Raw genomic sequence first — 20,761 nt, 5'->3', positions numbered from 1 at the left:
GGACAGTAACGAATGTTTAACAGCCCTGCCGATCCGCCAGGGCTGCTGTTGGTACCTGCAATGCCTGAAAGGCTAAGCGGTTTTAACGCCTGTAATACGACACCACTCTTCCTTGACTGCAACGGGATCGAGCGCAAAATGCGTCCTGTAAGCTTCACAGACGCTTTCAGCCTGGCTCTCCAGTACGCCTGACAAACCAAGATGCCCGCCAGATTTAGGCAGGACACCAATAAGCGGTGCCAGCTCGCGGAGCGGCCCGGCCAGGATATTCGCGACCACGACATCAGCCTGCAGGTTTTCCGGCTGCTGATGCGGCAGATACAGGGATAAACGATCGGCCACCCCATTGCGCTCGGCGTTGTCGCGGCTGGCCTGGATCGCCTGGGGATCAATATCAATACCAATAGCCTGCTCCGCCCCAAGTTTAAGCGCCGCAATTGCCAGGATCCCTGAACCGCAGCCAAAATCGATCACGGTTTTACCCGCGAGATCCAGGCCGTCGAGCCACGTCAGGCACAGTGAAGTGGTGGGGTGCGTGCCGGTTCCGAACGCCAGGCCGGGATCGAGCATCACATTGACGGCATCGGGGTCGGGTACATCGCGCCAGCTTGGACAGATCCACAAACGCTCACCGAACCGCATAGGATGGAAGTTTTCCATCCATTCACGTTCCCAGTCTTTGTCTTCGATCTGCTCGATCTTGTGACGGAAATTCTCGCCGAGCAGCGGATGTTGAGACAGTTCCGCAATCACGCCATCCATGTCGCTTTCAGCGTCGAACAATCCGATAACGTCGGTATCACCCCATAAACGCGTTTCACCCGGCATAGGTTCATATACCGGCGTATCGTTTGTGTCCTGAAAGGTCACAGACACGGCACCGACTTCCATTAGCGCGTCGCTCAGTCCTTCCGCGTTTGCGCCAGAACTGTTAATTTTGATTTGAATCCAAGGCATAACGTCTCTCTTAATTCAGTGTTGTGGTGCATCAACCGCATGCGGTAAGCGCCCAAACAGGTTGCCGACCAGGAACGCCAGCAGACTTAACATTAATGACGGCACAATGGGATGAAAACCCCATAGTTGCAGACCAAAGGTTGCCAGAACGGCATAACATCCTCCGCCCACCACCATGCCGCTGACAGCGCCGGCGGCATTAGCGCGCTCCCAATATAAACCCAGCACCAGCGGCCATAAGAACACGGCTTCCAGACCACCAAAAGCCAGCAGGTTGAGCCAGATAATCATGTCTGGCGGATGCCAGGCGACAAACAGCAGTATGACACCCAGCAAAAAGGTCACCGTTCCCGATAATATTCGCAACCGCGGCTCATTATCGATTTGCTGCGGTGCAAGGCGCAGGTAGAGATCTTTCACCAGCGTAGCGGAGGCCTGCAGCAACTGGGCATTGATAGTGGACATGATCGCCGCCATCGGCGCGGCTAAAAACAGCCCGGCAGCCAGTGGTGGTAGCACGGTGATCATCAGCGTAGGGATAACGCTGTCCGGCACGGTCAGGTCAGGTAATACCGCGCGTCCGAGCGCCCCGGCCAGATGCATTCCCAGCATCAGGAGCACAACAACAATGGTGCCAAGCACAATAGCCCGGTGTACCGCTTTACTGTCCTTGTAAGAGATACAGCGAACGGCGGTGTGCGGCAGGCCGATGACGCCAAAGCAGACCAGCACGATAAACGAGCTCAGGAACGTGGGCGTAATAATATCGCCCGGTCCCTCCGGCGACAGCAGCTTGGGATCGATGGCGTGCAGTTTATCGACGGCCGAGTGAATACCGCCAGCGTGGTGAATAACGGCAAACAGCAGTAAAAACGTGCCTATCAGCATCACCACGCCCTGCATCGCATCATTCAGCACACTGGCGCGGAAGCCGCCGAAGGCCGTATAAAGCGCTATTGTGCCGCCAAAGATCAACAGGCCGGTGTCGTAAGGGATCCCGGCAGCGGTTTCCAGCAGACGCGCGCCACCAATAAACTGCACGGCCATCGCGCCCACGAAGGCAACCAGCAGGCTCAGGCTGGCTAACCAGACCAGCAGCGTACTGCCATAGCGTGCATAGAGCATATCGTTAAGGGTCACGGCGTTGTGCTTGCGCGCCAGAATGGCAAACTTTTTACCCAGCACGCCTAACGACAGCCAGACAGCAGGCACCTGTACCATAGCCAGCAGCACCCAGCCCAGGCCATACTTATAGGCTGCACCCGGCCCGCCGATAAACGAGCTCGCACTGATATAGGTGGTCGTAATGGTCATTGCCAGGACAAATCCGCCCATTGAGCGGCTGCCCAGGAAATACTCAGTCAGGAAATTTCCTTGGCGTTGTTTTCGCATCGCAAAGACGGAAAGGCCCGCGATAACAGCCAGATAAGCCAGCAGTGGAAGAATGATTTCAGTATTCATTTTCATCCTCCAGCGACATATTCCGGAAGATCTTACGCACCATCATCCAGCATAAAAAAATGAACAGCAGGGGGGCAAAAAGACAGGAGAGCTCAAACCAGCGAGGTAAGCCGGTCAGGCCAGTGGCATTTCCCCCTAACCAGGCAGAACCGCCCCAGACGGCTAACCAGGCCAGCGTCAGATAGAGTGACCAGCGAGCTTCTTTATGAGCCTGTAAATAACGCGCGTCCATAGTGTGACCTCAACGCCAGCGGGAAAAGAAAAAGGCCGGAATATCCGGCCTCAGACTGACTCAGCGTGGCGATTACTTCTCGTGCAGGCCAAGCTTTTTCTCCAGATAGTGGATATTGGTTCCACCCTGCTGGAAGTTCTCATCGGACATGATTTTCATCTGCAGTTCGATGTTGGTTTTGATACCGTCGATAATCAGCTCCGCCAGGGCATTTTTCATACGTGCAATGGCGATATCGCGGGTTTCACCGTAGGTGATTAACTTGCCAATCATGGAGTCATAATAAGGCGGTACGCTGTAACCGGCATAAATATGAGATTCCCAACGCACGCCAAAACCACCCGGCGCATGGAAGCGGGTGATTTTGCCCGGGCTTGGCAGGAAGCTAACCGGATCTTCCGCGTTGATACGGCACTCGACCGCATGACCGCGAATAATCACGTCTTCCTGCTTGATTGACAGCGGCTGACCCGCAGCAATACGCAGTTGCTCTTTAATCAGGTCAACGCCGGTGATCATCTCGGTAACCGGATGCTCAACCTGGATACGGGTGTTCATTTCAATGAAATAGAACTCGCCGTTTTCATACAGGAATTCAAACGTACCTGCCCCGCGATAGCCAATGTCAATACAGGCTCGGGTGCAACGCTCACCGATGAAGGAACGCAATTCTGGCGTGATCCCCGGTGCTGGCGCTTCTTCCACGACCTTCTGGTGACGACGCTGCATTGAACAGTCGCGTTCGCCCAGATAAATGGCATTGCCCTGGCCGTCGGCCAGTACCTGAATCTCGATATGGCGTGGATTCTCCAGATACTTTTCCATGTAAACCATGTCGTTGTTGAAAGCCGCTTTGGCTTCCGCTTTCGTCATGTTGATGGATTGTTCCAGATCTTTATCGCTACGCACAACGCGCATGCCGCGACCGCCGCCGCCGCCAGAGGCTTTGATAATAACCGGATAGCCGATGCGCTTGGCGAAGGCACGGTTTTTTTCCATGTCATCGGTGAGCGAGCCATCGGAGCCGGGGACGGTAGGAACGCCCGCTTTCTTCATCGCGGTAATCGCGGACACTTTATCGCCCATCAGGCGAATGGTATCGGCTTTCGGACCGACGAAGATAAAGCCAGAGCGCTCAACCTGCTCAGCAAAATCGGCGTTCTCAGAAAGGAAGCCGTAGCCGGGGTGAATCGCCACCGCGCCGGTGATCTCAGCGGCAGAAATCAGCGCCGGGATGTTGAGGTAACTTTTGACCGACTGCGCCGGGCCGATGCAAACCGTTTCGTCTGCCAGCAGCACGTGCTTCAGGTCACGATCCGCGCTTGAATGGACCGCGACAGTCTTGATGCCCAGTTCTTTACAGGCACGCAGAATGCGCAGCGCAATCTCACCGCGGTTAGCAATAACAATTTTATCCAGCATGGTTCGCCCCGTTATTCGATGACAACAAGTGGCTCGTCAAATTCTACCGGCTGACCACTTTCCACCAGAATGGCTTTAACAACGCCAGACTTATCCGCTTCAATCTGGTTCATCATTTTCATGGCTTCAACGATGCACAGCGTGTCACCTGCATTGACTTTCTGACCCACTTCCACGAACGCTTTTGCATCCGGGCTTGGTGTGCGATAGAAGGTTCCTACCATTGGTGAACGTACGATGTGGCCGCTGATCTCAGCAGGCGCGGCTTCTGCAACGGCGGCAACAGGTGCAACGGCTGTCGCCAGAGCAGGCTGTTGAGCAACCGGCGCGGCATAAGCCTGTTGCATCATTGGGTAACCGGTATTTGCAGGTGCGCGACTGATGCGAACAGACTCTTCGCCTTCGGAGATTTCCAGCTCAGAAATGCCAGATTCTTCAACCAGTTCGATCAGTTTTTTAATTTTACGAATATCCATGAATGGGGTTCCGTACTCAGTTTGATTAATTAGTATGAGACAGGCGCTTTACTGCCGTTTGCAATGCCCACGAGTAACCGTCAGCGCCAAGCCCACAAATGACGCCAGCAGAGACATCAGAAAAATAGGAGTGATGGCGAAAAGGCTCGCGACCGTGCACATTTGACAGGTGAACTTCGATAAAGGGAATATTCACCGCTAGCAGCGCATCACGTAATGCTACGCTGGTATGCGTAAACGCAGCAGGATTGATAAGGATATAATCCACATTGCCTTTTGCCTCATGAATGCGATCAATAAGCTGAAATTCAGCATTGGATTGCATATGGCTTAATCTTACATTCAGCTGGTCTGCCTGATGGCTCAAATCGGAAACGATCTGATCCAGGGTGACATCCCCGTATTTTTCAGGCTCGCGCGTCCCTAACAGATTAAGGTTGGGACCGTTCAAAAGCAGAATATGTAATTTGTCGGCCATCTTGCTGCCATCTCCCGCAATCATTGAGGCATCGCGTAAAATACCTTGCCGCTTTCCATTTGTCACCCGTCACAGTAAAAAAGAAGCGTCATATCGCAATAAAGCCGGGCATTATATCCGTTTCGTGGCATTTCGCAGCAAAATACTGGTCTTATCTGCGAAGTTGATCGGGTGCGGCCTGTGGACCCCATTTTTCGCAGACGTTAGGAGAAGCGCAGAGGCTAACGCGGCCACCATTTAATGAACTTTTTATAGCGCCAGGCTAACAGGATCAGGGCGAAAAGCGCGTAGATGACAGGCTGGGGAGAAAGGATTTTTACCGACCATATGTAGTGAATTGGGGCCAAAATCGCGACCAGATAAATCGCGTTGTGCAAGGTTTGCCAGCGTCTGCCCAGTTTTCGCTGCATGCGTTGAAAAGAGGTCACCGCCAGCGCCAGCAGAATAAACCAGCAAATAATTCCCAGCGTGAGATAGGGGCGTGAAATCAGTTCGCTACCGAGCAGACCAAGGTTGTTAATGCCCAGTTCCAGCAGGTAGTAGCTGGTTAAATGCAGGCTGGCCCAGAAAAAAGTCCAGATCCCCAGCAGCCGTCGGGTGCGAATGAGTAAAGGCTGTTTGGCGATGCGCGTTAACGGCGAGACAAGCAGCGTCGCCAGTAGCAGTTTCAGCGCCATACGGCCGGTAAAATGCTGGATATCTTTGGCGGGATCGGCGCTAAGACCGCCCTGCATAGCGGCCATAATCAAGTAAACCAGCGGTAAGAAAGCCGCCAGATGTAGCAGGACTTTAAGCCAGCCGATCTGCTTTATTGTCAGGCGCACTCAATAATTCTCCCGCAAATCCATACCGCGATACAGCGACGCGACCTGATCGGCATAACCGTTGAAGAGTAATGTTGGCTGACGATCCACATTAAAGCTGCTGCCCGGACCAATAAAACGCTCGGTCGCCTGCGACCAGCGTGGATGATTAACATGCGGATTAACGTTGGCATAGAAGCCGTACTCGTTATCGGCAATCTGGTTCCAGGTCGTCGGTGGCTGATCATGCGTCAGCGTGATTTTCACAATGGACTTGATGCCCTTGAAGCCATATTTCCACGGGACCGTCAGGCGAATCGGGGCACCATTCTGCGGGGGCAGCGCTTTACCGTAAACGCCTGTCGTCAGAATCGTGAGGGGATGCATGGCTTCATCCAGACGTAAACCTTCTACATAAGGGTAATTTAGCCCGCCGCCGATAAAGCGATCTTTTTGACCAGGCATCTGATCGGGAGCATAAAGCGTCTGGAAAGCGACAAAACGCGCTTTGCTGGTGGGTTCTGCCAGCTTCAGGAGTCTATTGAGTTCGAAACCTATCCAGGGCACCACCATCGACCAGGCTTCAACGCATCGCATCCGATAGATACGCTGCTCCATGGCAAAGCGTTTGAAGATATCATCCATATCTAATGTGATGGGCTTTGCCACTTCGCCTTCAATCGTCAGCTTCCAGGGATCGGTCTTTAGCGTCCCCGCATTGGCGGCCGGATCGGCTTTATCAAGGCCAAACTCATAGAAATTGTTATAGCCCGAAACCTTGTCTGCAGGCGTCAACGGCAGGTTAGCCTGGTATTGTGCAGGTTTGGTAAAGTCCAGAGGGCGGCCTGCGGGCGCGGGTGGGCGGTCATTGCCTTTAAACCAACTCAGAATATCGGCGTTGGCCATGCCGGGAATGCTAATAGCGGCAGCGCCCAGACCCAGGGTCTGAAGCACGCGACGACGATTCATATTAAAGATGTTTTCTGGCGTTACATCAGCTTCAGTCAGGCGTTTTTTCAGCGTCATCGTCTCTTCTCCGGCTCGATTTTCATCATCAGCATGATGACTATTACTTAAGCTGGCGAATTTTGCCGCAAAAATGTGAAATTTCCTGGTAAACCCTTCCAATGAGAATGCGCTGAAAAAAGGATAATTAAGCGCTCTGGGCCTTTCTCAACGGTATACTTCGGCTTCATGCACGACCTCGCTGCCGCCGGGAACAATTTGTGTTATTTTTCTCAAAATTTCTCCCGGCGGACGGTCAGAGGGGCGGCGTGATTCGGCTACAACCGTAGTGAAACAGGCACAGGGATGCGATTAACTACCAAACTTTCTGCATTTATTACATTTATTAGCGTACTGGCAATGGTTTTAATGCTGGTTGGCTGTGCTTTTAGCGTTTTCTGGCTCACGCATCAACGCGTTGAAAATCGCGTACAGGTTTTGGCAACGGAAGTGGATAAAGTCTTGCTAAAACAGCCGCCCGATGCGTTAGAAGCCTGGCTTGCGCCGGTCTTACCCGTCATCAACGCTGAGCAGTTATCTTTATACAATGGCCGGCAGAATGTTTTTACGCTTTCCCGCCACGAAAACCAGATGCTGCAACATCAAAAAAACCGCTACATCCACTTTGACATTGCGCTGATGCATCAGCCGGGTATGCGTTTGCAATTGACGATACTCGACCCGGCACAAACCTGGCTACGATCTATTCCCACCACCTATACGCTTGCCGCCCTGATGCTGGTGGTGCTGATTATGGCGGTGACGTTGTTCATCACCCATCGCTGGCTGGTAAGACAATGGCGCGGAATGGAACAGCTGGAGAGCCGGTCGGCATCAATACTCAGCGGCGCGCGCCAGCTTTATCGCAGGAAGCATGCTGATGAGTGGCCGCCCAAAGCCAGCCGGGCAATTGACGTGTTGCTCTCCGATTTACAGGAAGCCGGTGAGCAGCGTGTGCGCATTGATACCTTAATTCGTACCTTCGCTGCACAGGACGGGCGGACGGGGCTGAATAATCGCCTTTTCTTCGACAGTCAGTTGGCAACGCTGCTTGAAGATCAGGAAGATGTTGGCACGCATGGCGTGGTCATGATGATCCGTTTTCCTGAACTTGATACACATGATGATTCACTGGGGCCCGTGCTGGTCGAAGAGTATCTCTTCAATGTCGTGAATATGTTGTCGACCTTTGTCATGCGCTACCCCGGCGCACTTCTGGCCCGCTATTTTCGCAGCGATTTTGCGGTCTTACTGCCGCACCGCAGCCTGAAAGAGGCCAACAGCATCGCCGATCACCTCATCAATGCGGTCGATGCCCTGCCGCCTATGCGCATGGTCAACCGGGACGATTTTATCCACATTGGTATCAGCGCATGGCACAGCGGACAGACGGTGCCCCAGGTCATGGAAAACGTTGAAATGGCCACGCGTCGGGCAACCCTGTCGGGCGGAAACAACTGGTCCAATGGCGCAGGAAATCCCCTGGATGCCGGGCGCGGCAGCGTTCGCTGGCGTACTCTGCTGGAAAATACCTTAAGTCGCGGCGGCCCCCGGTTATATCAAAAGCCCGCCGTGGACAGAGAGGGTAAGGTGCGGCATCGCGTTCTGCTCACGCGCATTTTTGACGGGGATAAAGAGGTCCTGTCGGCAGAATATATGCCCCTGGTTCAGCAGCTCGGTATGGCTGAGAACTGGGACCGGCAGATGGTATTACGCGTTGCCGCACTCTCTGAACTTTGGCCGGAAGAGACGCTGGCGATCCCCGTTAACATTGAGTCGTTGCTGAAACGTCCCTTTATTGCCTGGTTGCACACGATGTTGCTGCAGTGCCCAAAAAGTCAAAGAAAGCGATTTTTATTTGAACTTGCAGAAGGGGACGTCTGTCAACACATCAGCGATTTGATTCCCGTATTTCACGCATTGCAGGCGTTCGGTTGTCGCATCGCCGTTAATCAGGCGGGTTTGACGGTGGTCAGCAGTGCCTATATCCGGCAGTTACCGGTTGAGTTGATCAAGCTGGATGCGGGTTTAGTGCGTAATATTGAGCGCCGTACAGAAAACCAGCTGTTCGTGCGAAGCTTACTGGATGTTTGCAAACCCACCGGGACGCAGCTGTATGCGACTGGCGTGCGAACGCACGCAGAGTGGCAGACTTTGGTCGGGTTAGGTGTAGAAGGTGGTCAGGGTGACTTTTTTTCACCTTCACAACCGGTTAACAGTAACGTAAAAAAGCACTCCCAACGTTACCGTTTTTAATCGTTTGACCGGTTTCAGGGTTATCGCCTGCGCTTTTGGTGAATATGTGACAATAAACAGGCAGAATAATGCGCCTGAAATGTTAGATTTTATGTCGGAGTAAAGTTAAGAAAATTCTTTAACATGCCGCTCTGATGCCGTGGTATCGCTGTTCCGCTCGTGTGCGTAACAGGCATAAATGATGTAAAGCGAATGCAGTCTAATTTTTCACCGAAGCAGAACGTTTTTGCGCCTTGTGGCAGCTTCGTGTGGTTGGTAAAGTAAGCGGATTTTATTTTCCGCCTCCAGCTTGCAGGATTATCCTTTAGTATGTTTAAAAAATTTCGTGGCATGTTTTCAAATGACTTGTCCATTGACCTGGGTACCGCGAACACCCTGATTTATGTAAAAGGACAAGGCATCGTGCTGAACGAGCCTTCCGTGGTTGCTATTCGCCAGGATCGTGCCGGTTCACCAAAAAGCGTGGCGGCAGTAGGTCATGACGCCAAACAGATGCTTGGCCGTACGCCAGGCAATATCGCAGCTATTCGTCCAATGAAAGATGGCGTTATCGCCGATTTCTTTGTGACGGAAAAAATGCTGCAGCACTTCATTAAGCAGGTTCACAGCAACAGCTTCATGCGTCCAAGCCCGCGCGTGCTGGTCTGTGTGCCAGTTGGCGCTACCCAGGTTGAACGTCGTGCGATTCGTGAATCGGCCCAGGGCGCTGGCGCCCGCGAAGTTTTCCTGATTGAAGAGCCGATGGCGGCCGCGATTGGTGCTGGCCTACCGGTTTCCGAAGCAACGGGTTCTATGGTCGTCGATATCGGTGGTGGTACCACTGAAGTCGCCGTTATTTCCCTGAACGGCGTCGTGTACTCGTCATCCGTCCGTATCGGCGGTGATCGTTTCGACGAAGCCATTATTAATTATGTGCGCCGTAACTATGGTTCACTGATTGGTGAAGCCACGGCAGAACGCATCAAGCATGAGATCGGCTCGGCTTATCCGGGCGATGAAGTGCGCGAAATTGAAGTGCGTGGACGTAACCTGGCGGAAGGTGTGCCACGCGGCTTTACACTTAATTCCAACGAGATTCTCGAAGCCCTGCAAGAGCCTCTGACAGGTATCGTCAGTGCAGTCATGGTTGCGCTGGAACAGTGCCCGCCGGAGCTGGCATCTGATATCTCCGAGCGCGGTATGGTACTGACCGGTGGTGGTGCGCTGCTGCGTAACCTGGATCGCCTGCTGATGGAAGAAACCGGTATTCCTGTGGTCGTCGCGGAAGATCCCCTGACCTGCGTGGCTCGCGGTGGCGGTAAAGCGTTGGAAATGATCGACATGCATGGCGGCGATTTATTCAGCGAAGAATAATTGCCTCAACCGGCTGGAATCGTTGTAACAGTGCGCAGGGAGTAGCGTGTAAACCGGCGCTGCGTGCATCGGTATGATGTGACCAGCCCAGGAAAGTGCGGCCCGCCCGTACTTTCTTACCTTGTAGTCGAGGAACACGCAGATTATATGAAGCCGATTTTTAGCAGAGGGCCTTCTCTGCAATTGCGTCTATTTCTGGCGGTGATTGTGGCGATTGCCATTATCATCGCTGATAGTCGCGTGAGTTCATTTACTCAAATACGCAACTATCTGGACACGTCGGTCAGTCCGTTTTACTTCCTGGCCAACGGGCCGCGCCAGCTACTTGATGGCGTGTCAGACACGCTGGCTTCTCGCCAGCAGCTCGAACTGGAAAATAAAGCGTTACGTCGAGAGCTTTTTCTGAAGAACAGCGACCTGCTCATGCTGGGGCAATATAAGCAGGAGAACGCGCGCCTGCGCGAGCTGCTGGGTTCCCCACTGCGTCAGGACGAGCACAAGATGGTGACCCAGGTGATCTCTACCGGCACCGATCCTTACACCGATCAGGTCGTGATCGATAAGGGCAGTGCGAATGGCGTATACGAAGGCCAGCCGGTTATCAGTGATAAAGGTGTGGTCGGTCAGGTGATTGCCGTAGGCCAGTTCACCAGCCGTGTTCTGTTGATTTGTGATGCATCACATGCGCTGCCTATTCAGGTGCTGCGCAATGACATTCGTGTCATCGCAGCGGGCAATGGCTGTACGGAAGATCTGCAGCTGGAGCATCTGCCGGGCAATACTGACATTCGCGTTGGTGACGTGCTGGTCACCTCTGGTTTAGGTGGCCGTTTCCCTGAAGGCTATCCGGTGGGTGTTGTGTCATCGGTCAAGGTTGACACACAGCGCGCCTACACGGTCATTCAGGCGCATCCCACCGCGGGTCTGCAACGTCTGCGTTACCTGCTGCTGCTGTGGGGCGCGGATCGCAAAGGCGAGATGCCGATGGCACCTGACGATGTTCATCGGGTAGCTAATGAACGGCTGATGCAAATGATGCCGCAGGTTCTGCCTCCCGCCGGTGAAATGGGCCCTCCTGCGCCTTCAGCGCAGAACACCACTCCGGCTTCGGGCAGTGGCGAAAGCGCCGCACAGGGTTCCGCTTCGCGCTCACGCGGAGGCCAGAATTGAGTCGATATCGCAGCCAGGGTCGATGGGTTATCTGGCTGTCCTTCCTTATGGCCTTTATTCTGCAAATCATGCCGTGGCCGGAACAGATCTATATGTTCCGGCCATCATGGCTATTGCTGATTCTCGTGTATTGGGTTCTGGCGCTACCGCACCGTGTCAACGTCGGAAGTGGTTTTCTGCTGGGAGCGATTATGGATTTAATCGCGGGTTCGACGCTCGGCGTTCGGGCGTTGGCGCTGAGCATCATCGCCTATCTGGTCGCATTTAAATTCCAGCTATTCCGTAACTTAGCGTTGTGGCAGCAGGCGTTAATGGTTATGGTGCTGTCATTAGCAATGGATGTGATCGTCTTCTGGGCGGAGTTTCTGGTGATCAACGTCTCATTCCGCCCTGAAATTTTCTGGAGCAGTGTTGTCGACGGGATTCTCTGGCCGTGGCTATTCTTATTAATGAGAAAGATCCGCCGTCAGTTCGCTGTTCAATAAGGAAATTTATGGTAACCCTTTATCTGGCCTCCGCGTCTCCCCGTCGACGTGAGTTGCTGACCCAACTGGGTCTGACCTTTGAGCGCATCATCACTGACGTTGAAGAACAGCGTCAGCCCCATGAAGCGGCAGACGTTTATGTCCGCCGCCTGGCGCATGACAAAGCGAAAGCCGGCACGCTGATTGCCCAACACGATCTGCCGGTGCTGGGCGCGGATACCATTGTCGTGCTCAATGGAGAAGTGCTGGAAAAACCGCACGATGCCGACCATGCCAGCGCCATGCTCAGTAAACTCTCCGGGAAAACCCATCAGGTCATGACCGCAATTGCCCTCGCCGATCGTCAGCAGGTGCTGGACTGCCTGGTGGTAACCGAGGTGACATTTCGTAACTTAACCGCGCGCGACATTACCGATTACATCGCAACAGGTGAACCCATGGATAAAGCCGGCGCATACGGCATTCAGGGGAAGGGCGGAAACTTTGTTCGTAAAATCAATGGAAGTTATCACGCGGTGGTCGGATTGCCCTTGGTTGAGACAGCGGAGCTGATCGACCATTTTCAGTCACTGCGTGCCGTAAGGGGTTAACATGACGGCTGAACTACTGGTTAATGTTACGCCTGCTGAAACGCGTGTCGCCTATATCGACGGCGGCATCCTGCAGGAAATCCATATTGAGCGTGAAGCCCGACGCGGCATCGTTGGCAATATCTACAAGGGACGCGTCAGTCGCGTGCTGCCTGGCATGCAGGCGGCCTTTGTGGATATCGGACTGGACAAGGCCGCTTTCCTGCATGCTTCTGACATCATGCCGCATACGGAATGTGTCGCAGGCGATGAAAAGAAAAATTTTGTCGTACGCGATATCGCAGAACTGGTTCGTCAGGGGCAGGATTTGGTCGTGCAGGTAGTGAAAGACCCGCTTGGCACAAAAGGCGCGCGCCTGACTACGGATATCACGTTGCCTTCCCGTTATTTGGTGTTCATGCCTGGTGCTGCGCACGTCGGGGTTTCTCAACGTATTGCCAGTGAAAAAGAACGCGAGCGTCTCAAAGCGGTAGTAGCTGACTACTGCGACGATCTGGGCGGCTTTATTATTCGCACGGCAGCCGAAGGCATTGGCGAAGAAGAGCTGGCACAGGATGCCGCCTTTCTGAAACGTCTGTGGACCAAAGTCAGCGAGCGGAAAAAACGTAACCAGACACGTTGCCTGCTTTATGGCGAACTGGCGCTGGCGCAGCGTATTCTGCGAGACTTTGCCGGCGCAGCCCTTGACCGCATTCGCGTAGACTCGCGGCTGACCTGTGATTTACTTAACGAGTTTACCAGCGAATACATCCCCGAGATGGCCAGCAAGCTCGAACTTTACAACGGCAAGCAGCCCATCTTCGATCTGTTCGACGTTGAAAATGAGATTCAACGCTCGCTGGAGCGTAAAGTTGAACTCAAATCTGGCGGATACCTCATCATCGATCAAACTGAAGCGATGACGACGATAGACATCAACACGGGTGCCTTTGTCGGACACCGAAACCTTGATGAGACGATCTTTAATACCAACGTGGAAGCCACTCAGGCCATTGCACGTCAGCTAAGGCTTCGCAACCTTGGCGGCATTATTATCATCGACTTCATTGATATGAGTAATGAAGATCATCGTCGTCGCGTACTGCATTCACTGGAAACGGCGCTGAATAAAGATCGGGTCAAGACAGGTATCAGCGGTTTTTCCGCATTGGGGCTGGTGGAAATGACTCGCAAGCGCACGCGCGAAAGCATTGAGCACGTGCTGTGCGAAGACTGTCCTGTGTGCAAAGGGCGCGGCACGCTGAAAACGGTTGAAACCGTGTGCTATGAAATCATGCGCGAAATCGTCCGCGTGCACCATGCTTATGATTCGGATCGTTTCCTGGTGTATGTTTCGCCAACCGTAGGTGAAGCGTTGAAAACGGATGAGTCCCATGCGCTGGCCGAAGTGGAGCTTTTCGTGGGCAAGCAGGTAAAGGTGCATGTCGAAGCGCTTTACACCCAGGAACAATTTGACGTGGTGATGATGTAATACTGGCTGGTCGGGCTGACGATGCCTGACTGCACATTTTAGGGTAAAATGTGAACCCATACCGCTATGTCATAGGACGCCGGGTATGAGCAGCAACCATCCGTCGTTAACGGTAGACAAGGAGAGGTGTGAGTGAGGCAGTTGCCAAGAATTCTGTTACTGCTGCTCGCGACAGTCGTTGTGATTGTGGCGCTGCTCGTCAGCGCGCTACGTCTGGCGATGCCGCATCTCGATGCCTATCGCAGTCAGGTCCTTCAGTGGGTTTCTGACGCCAGCGGCGTCAACGTGAAAGCCAGTGAGCTACGTGGCAAGTGGGAGAATTTTGGGCCCACGCTACAAATCCGCAATTTAGACGTCGATATGAAAGAGACGGGGTCGCTCTCTATCGCGCGTATCACCGTGGCACTGGACGTCTGGCAGTCACTGCTTCACTGGCGCTGGCAGTTCCGCGATCTTACCTTCTGGCAGTTACATCTCGACAGCACTCAGCCTCTGTTAACCAGTGACAATGACAAGCACAGTTTCAAACTCACCCAGGTTAACGATCTGTTTTTGCGCCAGTTCGATCACTTTGACCTGCGTGACAGCACCATTCGTTTTATCACGCCATCCGGCCAACATGCTGAACTGGCGATACCGAAACTGACATGGCTGAATGAAAACACCCGGCATCGGGCTGAAGGTGAAGTCAGCTTGTCGAGCTTTACCGGCCAGCACGGCGTGGTGCAGGTCCGTCTCGACCTGAAAGACAGCGGTGGCTTACTCAACGATGGTCGTATCTGGATGCAGGCTGATGACGTTGATATGCGCCCCTGGCTGGGCCGCTGGGTGCGGGATAATACGCGTCTTGACAGTGCCCGATTCAGTCTGGCGGCCTGGGTTAATTTGCGCGATGGCGACGTCTATGCCGGCGATCTGCTGTTAAGTCGGGGCGGCGCAAGCTGGCAGGGCGAAAGCGGCCCACATACGCTGAGCGTTGATAACCTTACTGCCCATCTGTCGCGTTACAAAAATGGCTGGGTGGTTAATGTGCCGCAAACCAAACTCAGCACAGACGGTAACGCCTGGCCCGCTGGTCATTTTTCGCTACTCTGGCAACCTCAGGACACGCAGATGCTGGGCAGCAACAGCGAGGCTGAGGTACGGGTTCGCGCGACGCAACTGGCGCTGGACCATATTGCCCCCCTGGTGCCGCTGTTTGCGCCCTTGTCACCGGCGCTGTTTGATAACTGGCGAGCACTGCGACCTCGCGGCACCATTGACGGGCTGGCCCTGGATATTCCTGTTGAGCAGCCTGAGCAGACACGCTTTCAGGTTAAATGGCGAGATTTCAGCTGGCAGTACTGGAAACTGGTTCCGGGAATCAGTCATTTAAGTGGCGAGGCAGCAGGCAGCCTGAATAACGGACAGGCCAGGATTGCGATGGGTCAGGCTACGGTGCCCTATGGTGATATGTTCCAGGCCCCGTTAGAGATCAAGAAGGTGACCGGCAGCATGAACTGGCTGCGTGACCAACACGGACTGACTCTGGCAGGTCAGGATCTTGATGTACAGGCGCGTTCACTCTGGGCGCATGGCGATTTCCGTTATCAGCAAAATACCGATACGCATCCTCAGCTGGATATCCTGGCCGGGATCAACGTTACTGACGCGGGCGATGCCTGGCGCTATTTCCCAACGCCGTTAATGGGGCATTCACTTACGCGCTATCTGAGCGGTGCCGTAAAAGGGGGCAGGGTCGACAATGCCACGCTGCTGTTCAACGGCAATCCGGCACTTTTCCCCTTCCAGCACAACGACGGCATGTTTCAGGTTTGGGTACCGTTACGCAAGGCTACCTATGGCTTCCAGCCGGGCTGGCCGGATATCAGCAATCTCGATATCGATCTTAACTTTCTCAATGACGGTTTGTGGATGCAGGCTCCTCTGGCAAAACTGGGGGAGGTTAATGCCCGCAACGTCAGCGCCGTCATTCCTGATTACATGAAGGAAAAGCTGATTATCAATGGCGATATCAGCGGTGATGGGCAGGAAATTGGCGAATACTTTCAGCACACGCCACTTAAGTCCTCGCTGGGCGCGGCGCTGGAGCAGCTACAGATTAAAGGTCTGACCAAGGGCCACCTCAAACTTGATATTCCGCTGGATGGTAAGGATGTTCACGCCAGCGGTGATGTGGTGATGAACAATAACAGCCTGCATATCAAGCCGCTGAACACCACCATGACGCATCTGACTGGACAGTTTCGTTATGACAACGGCAATCTCGAAAGCGATCAGATGCAGGCTAACTGGTTTGGTCAGCCACTCAATGTCAGCTTTAGTACGAAAGAAAACCCCGATGATTTTGGCGTTAACGTAAAGTTGCTTGCTGACTGGCAGCTGGCAAAAATCACCGGAATGCCGCCTCAGATTGGCAGCCAACTGGCCGGGCATCTTCCCTGGCAGGGTGAGGTGAACGTTTCCTTACCGCACAAGGGCGGCGCGCGTTATGACGTAGCCTTGAAAGGTGACGGAAAAGAAGTAAGTAGTCGCTTACCTTCGCCGCTTGATAAAAAAGCGGGCGAAAGCCTGCCGATCGCCGTCAATGCTAAAGGCGATTTAACGCATTTTGATCTCAGCGGTAGCGTGGATGAACGACATAAGTTCAACAGCCGCTGGCTGCTGGAACCCACACTGCGCGTCGATCGGGGCATCTGGCTTAACGATACAAAAACCCTGCCGACGTTGCCAGACCGATCGGGAATGGTGCTGAACCTGCCGGCGCTGGATGGCGAAGCCTGGGCGGCATTGATGGCGACCGGCGGCGGATCAACCCGTTCGACGACGGGTGAGCATCAGGTGGGCGGCGCAACGCTGCCGGGCAATATTATCCTGCGCAGTCCTTCTGTGACTCTGGCCGGGCAACAGTGGCATAACGTTGATACCTCTCTCACTCAGGAAATGAGTGGTAAGACCCGGGTGAAGGTCAACGCCGATGAGCTGAGAGGCCAGTTAACGACCTCACCTTCGGCCCCGTGGCAGATTGCACTGGATTACCTGTATTACAATCCAGAATGGAAGGCGACGGCCGATCAAAAAGGCGCGTCGACTTCACCGCTGGGACAAAAGAGCGAGCGGATCGATTTTAGTCAGTGGCCTGCCTTACAGCTGCAGTGTACAGAATGCTGGCTGTTGGGGCAGAAGTATGGTCGGGTGAACGCCAGACTGCAGCCCAATGGAAGTACGTTAGCACTCACTAACGGACTGGTTGACACCGGCACCTCGCGCCTGAATATTCAGGGCGAATGGGTTAATCGTCCAGACGACCAGCGAACCTCATTGAAAGGCACATTACAGGGCAGCAACATCAATAACGCCACCAACTGGTTTGGCGTAAATACACCGCTGCGGGATGCGCCTTTCAAGATTGATTATGATCTGCACTGGCGCTCTGCACCGTGGCAGCCTGCAGCGGAAACGCTGAGCGGCACATTAAAAACGCATTTTGGCAAAGGGCAAATCAGTGATGTGGATACCGGCGCTGCGGGACAGATCCTGCGTCTGCTGAGCTTTGATGCGTTGTTGCGCAAACTGCGTTTTGACTTCAGCGATACCTTTAACAAAGGATTCTACTTCGACGCCATCAACGGCACCGCCTGGATTGAAAATGGCGTCGTACGCACGGATAACCTGCTTGTCGATGGGCTGGAAGCGGATATCGCCATGCAGGGGAATATGGACCTGGTGAAGCGCCGCATTGATATGGAAGCGATAGTCACGCCAGAAATCTCAGCCTCAGTCGGCGTAGCGGCTGCGTTTGCCATCAATCCGGTGGTGGGCGCTGCGGTATTTGCTGCCAGCAAGGTGCTGGGGCCGCTCTGGAGTAAGATTTCCGTGCTGCGTTATCACATCAGCGGGCCGCTGGATAAGCCTGAAATTGATGAAGTAATGCGTAAACCACGCGAAACCTATAACAAGTGATATTTGACGGCGTAACATAATTGCCGCAGGCTATGATTATCCGAGCACATATTAAGTGAGAAACGATGACTCTGAATCTGGTAAGTGAGCAGTTGCTAACTGCTAACAACATTAATCAGCAGGACCTTTTTTCCCTGTTAGGGCAGCTTTCAGAACGTCGTCTGGACTATGCCGATCTCTATTTCCAGTCCAGCTTCCATGAATCCTGGGTTCTGGAAGATAAAATCATTAAAGACGGGTCCTACCATATCGATCAGGGCGTGGGCGTACGCGCCGTAAGCGGTGAAAAAACCGGCTTTGCCTATGCTGACCAAATTACCCTGAATGCGTTGCGTTTATCTTCTGAAGCGGCACGTAGCATTGTGCGTGAACAAGGCAACGGCAAGGCACAGACGCTGTCGGCCGTAGTTAACCGCTCGCTGTACGCGCCGGTCGATCCGCTCGGTAGCCTGAGCCGTGAAGATAAAATAGCCCTTCTGCATCGTGTAGACCAGGTCGCACGTGCTGCCGATCCCCGCGTTCAGGAAGTCAATGCCAGCCTGACTGGCGTCTATGAGCAGGTCCTGGTTGCCGCTACTGACGGCACCTTAGCCGCCGATGTCCGCCCACTGGTTCGTCTGTCCATTAGCGTCCAGGTTGAAGATCAGGGCAAGCGTGAGCGCGGTTCAAGCGGCGGCGGTGCGCGTACCGGCTATGCCTTTTTCCTGGCCGATGAGAACGGCGAGGTGCGGGCCGATGCCTGGGCTCGTGAGGCCGTGCGCATGGCGCTGGTAAATCTGTCAGCGGTGGCTGCGCCTGCAGGAACCTTACCTGTGGTGTTGGGCGCTGGCTGGCCGGGCGTACTGCTGCACGAAGCCGTAGGTCACGGCCTGGAAGGTGATTTCAATCGCCGTGGTACATCGGTCTTTAGCGGCAAGATGGGCCAACTGGTCGCTTCTGATCTGTGCACCGTTGTCGATGACGGCACGATTGATGGATTGCGGGGTTCGTTAGCTATCGACGATGAAGGCGTGCCGGGGCAATACAATGTGCTGATCGAAAATGGCGTATTGAAAGGCTATATGCAGGATAAGCTGAATGCCCGACTGATGGGGGTGAATCCCACCGGTAATGGTCGTCGCGAATCCTATGCGCACCTGCCGATGCCGCGTATGACAAATACCTATATGCTGGCCGGTAAATCCACGCCGCAGGACATCATTGAAAGCGTGGAGTACGGATTATATGCCCCTAACTTCGGCGGCGGTCAGGTCGATATCACTTCCGGAAAATTTGTGTTCTCCACCTCGGAAGCCTATCTGATTGAGAAGGGCAAAGTGACCAAGCCCGTAAAAGGGGCGACATTGATCGGCTCCGGTATCGAGGCAATGCAGCAAATTTCGATGGTCGGCAACGACCTGGCGCTGGATAAAGGCGTTGGCGTCTGTGGTAAGGAAGGACAGAGCCTGCCGGTAGGCGTGGGGCAACCCACACTCAAGCTGGATAAGCTGACAATCGGCGGCACCGCCTGACCGAGACGCAAAACCCGCCAACTGGCGGGTTTTTAGCTTTTGCGGTGCTGTTTGTACTGCTCGGCAACCTGCTCGAAATACTGCGTCAGATAGTCGATGCAAACCTGCACTTTCAGCGGCAGCTTGTCTCTTTCAGTATAAAGCGCATAAACCGGTCGTGGGTCAGATTGGTACTGCGGGAACAAAATATCAATCTCACCTTTCTTGATTTCATCCGCTACCCACATCATCGGGACATAGGCGATGCCATTACCGGCCTTAAGCCAGCGGATGAGCGTCTGAGAGTCATTGGTGACAAAACGCCCCTGCGGTGATAAACGCGTAACGATGCCTTCGGGGGCAATCAGCTCAAAATTGTTATCTGGCCTTACGCTGTATTCCAGCCAGGCAAATTTAGTGATATCGCCAGGTTTTTCCGGCGTCCCATGCTGCGTCAGATAGTGTTTAGCGGCACAGACCACCATTGGCATCGCCCCGAGTCGGCGCGAGAACAGGCTCGAATCCTTTAAAGCGCCCACCCGGATCACCACGTCCAGCCCGTCCGCGATTAAATCTGGCGCAGGAATACCGGTTACCAGGTTGACGCTCAGCCCCGGGTAATCACGCAGCATATCGCTCGTCATACCTGCCAGCACGTTCTGTGCCATCGTGGAAGAGCTGCCAATGCGTAGTACGCCGATCGGCGTGTTATTAAAGGCATAAAGCTGTTCGTGAACCTGGTTAGCCTCTGCCAGCATACGGCGACAGCCCTGATAGTAGATTTTACCGGCTTCAGTGAGCCCAATGCTGCGCGTACTGCGGTTGAGTAGCTTTACCTGCAGCGCATCTTCCAGTTTGGCGACAATCTGGCTGATTGATGACACGCTAAGGTGAAGCTGTCGTGCGGCCGCAGTAAAAGAACCCAGTTCAACTACTTTGGCAAAAATCGACATACCTTTGAGTCGTTCCATTGTTTACTCTGGCTAAAAAGTGATTTAGATCACATTCAGTAGAAAACGTATAGTTAAGCGCGTTACTATATGTCGACCGGGGTATGACCTGGCGACGCTTCATTACCTGAAAACACCCGATGATACGCTATTATTAAGTCAGCCGTAGTTCAGATGTGGCTTATGAGGCGCAGGCGTT

General features: G+C 53.8%; 17 protein-coding genes. 8 read left to right on the top strand and 9 right to left on the bottom strand.

Features of this window, described 5'->3' with window-relative positions; all coding sequences use genetic code 11:
- Window positions 1-72: 72 nt before the first annotated feature.
- The 8 genes from prmA to msrP form a co-directional block, all read right to left on the bottom strand.
- Window positions 73-957 carry a 50S ribosomal protein L11 methyltransferase gene (gene prmA, locus EL29_RS16135; protein WP_019104915.1) on the bottom strand — a complete coding sequence of 295 codons (885 nt, stop codon included), beginning with the start codon at window positions 955-957 and terminating at the stop codon, window positions 73-75.
- 15 nt (window positions 958-972) lie between these two features.
- Entirely contained in the window at window positions 973-2,418 is a 1,446-nt protein-coding gene (gene panF, locus EL29_RS16130) for a sodium/pantothenate symporter (RefSeq protein WP_019104914.1), read from the bottom strand.
- On the bottom strand, window positions 2,408-2,650 hold the full coding sequence (locus EL29_RS16125) for a YhdT family protein (RefSeq protein ID WP_014594741.1): 243 nt from the start codon (window positions 2,648-2,650) through the stop codon (window positions 2,408-2,410). The genes panF and EL29_RS16125 overlap by 11 nt, the downstream gene beginning before the upstream one ends.
- A gap of 72 nt (window positions 2,651-2,722) precedes the next feature.
- Entirely contained in the window at window positions 2,723-4,072 is a 1,350-nt protein-coding gene (gene accC, locus EL29_RS16120) for an acetyl-CoA carboxylase biotin carboxylase subunit (RefSeq protein WP_013027437.1), read from the bottom strand.
- Window positions 4,073-4,083: 11 nt separating this feature from the next.
- A complete protein-coding gene (accB, locus tag EL29_RS16115) occupies window positions 4,084-4,548 on the bottom strand; it encodes an acetyl-CoA carboxylase biotin carboxyl carrier protein (protein WP_013027436.1) in 465 nt (154 codons plus the stop codon).
- A gap of 25 nt (window positions 4,549-4,573) precedes the next feature.
- Window positions 4,574-5,026 (bottom strand): type II 3-dehydroquinate dehydratase, encoded by a 453-nt coding sequence (gene aroQ / locus EL29_RS16110; protein ID WP_024472015.1) that lies wholly within the window; start codon window positions 5,024-5,026, stop codon window positions 4,574-4,576.
- A gap of 221 nt (window positions 5,027-5,247) precedes the next feature.
- The gene (gene msrQ / locus EL29_RS16105; RefSeq protein ID WP_013027434.1) at window positions 5,248-5,850 is read right to left on the bottom strand and encodes a protein-methionine-sulfoxide reductase heme-binding subunit MsrQ; all 603 of its coding nucleotides are present in this window, start codon (window positions 5,848-5,850) and stop codon (window positions 5,248-5,250) included.
- Window positions 5,851-6,855, bottom strand: coding sequence for a protein-methionine-sulfoxide reductase catalytic subunit MsrP (gene msrP / locus EL29_RS16100; protein WP_019104913.1), 1,005 nt, complete (start codon window positions 6,853-6,855; stop codon window positions 5,851-5,853).
- Between the two features lie 285 nt (window positions 6,856-7,140).
- Here msrP and csrD point away from each other — a divergent pair, with 285 nt between their 5' ends.
- From csrD to tldD, 8 genes are all read left to right on the top strand, one after another.
- A complete protein-coding gene (csrD, locus tag EL29_RS16095; protein WP_028715859.1) occupies window positions 7,141-9,090 on the top strand; it encodes an RNase E specificity factor CsrD in 1,950 nt (649 codons plus the stop codon).
- A 309-nt stretch (window positions 9,091-9,399) separates the two neighbouring features.
- Window positions 9,400-10,443 carry a rod shape-determining protein MreB gene (mreB, locus tag EL29_RS16090; protein WP_003855260.1) on the top strand — a complete coding sequence of 348 codons (1,044 nt, stop codon included), beginning with the start codon at window positions 9,400-9,402 and terminating at the stop codon, window positions 10,441-10,443.
- Window positions 10,444-10,590: 147 nt separating this feature from the next.
- Window positions 10,591-11,613 (top strand): rod shape-determining protein MreC, encoded by a 1,023-nt coding sequence (gene mreC, locus EL29_RS16085; protein WP_028715858.1) that lies wholly within the window; start codon window positions 10,591-10,593, stop codon window positions 11,611-11,613.
- Entirely contained in the window at window positions 11,610-12,098 is a 489-nt protein-coding gene (mreD, locus tag EL29_RS16080; protein WP_006120976.1) for a rod shape-determining protein MreD, read from the top strand. Before mreC ends, mreD begins: the two co-directional genes overlap by 4 nt.
- A gap of 8 nt (window positions 12,099-12,106) precedes the next feature.
- Complete coding sequence (locus tag EL29_RS16075) at window positions 12,107-12,688, top strand: Maf family protein (RefSeq protein ID WP_014594735.1); 582 nt, start codon at window positions 12,107-12,109, stop codon at window positions 12,686-12,688.
- 1 nt (window position 12,689) lies between these two features.
- Window positions 12,690-14,159 carry a ribonuclease G gene (gene rng / locus EL29_RS16070; protein ID WP_013027429.1) on the top strand — a complete coding sequence of 490 codons (1,470 nt, stop codon included), beginning with the start codon at window positions 12,690-12,692 and terminating at the stop codon, window positions 14,157-14,159.
- A gap of 132 nt (window positions 14,160-14,291) precedes the next feature.
- A complete protein-coding gene (gene yhdP / locus EL29_RS16065) occupies window positions 14,292-18,122 on the top strand; it encodes an AsmA2 domain-containing protein YhdP (RefSeq protein WP_028715857.1) in 3,831 nt (1,276 codons plus the stop codon).
- Between the two features lie 65 nt (window positions 18,123-18,187).
- Window positions 18,188-19,633 carry a metalloprotease TldD gene (gene tldD / locus EL29_RS16060; protein WP_013027427.1) on the top strand — a complete coding sequence of 482 codons (1,446 nt, stop codon included), beginning with the start codon at window positions 18,188-18,190 and terminating at the stop codon, window positions 19,631-19,633.
- A 32-nt stretch (window positions 19,634-19,665) separates the two neighbouring features.
- Here the strand turns inward: tldD and aaeR are convergent, their stop codons facing one another.
- Entirely contained in the window at window positions 19,666-20,583 is a 918-nt protein-coding gene (gene aaeR / locus EL29_RS16055; protein WP_013027426.1) for an HTH-type transcriptional activator AaeR, read from the bottom strand.
- Window positions 20,584-20,761 lie beyond the last annotated feature (178 nt).

The sequence above is a fragment of the Pantoea ananatis LMG 2665 genome, assembly GCF_000710035.2.
Taxonomy (GTDB): domain Bacteria; phylum Pseudomonadota; class Gammaproteobacteria; order Enterobacterales; family Enterobacteriaceae; genus Pantoea; species Pantoea ananatis.
Note: the sequence above shows the minus strand (reverse complement) of the source record. Positions and strands in the feature narration are given on the sequence as shown.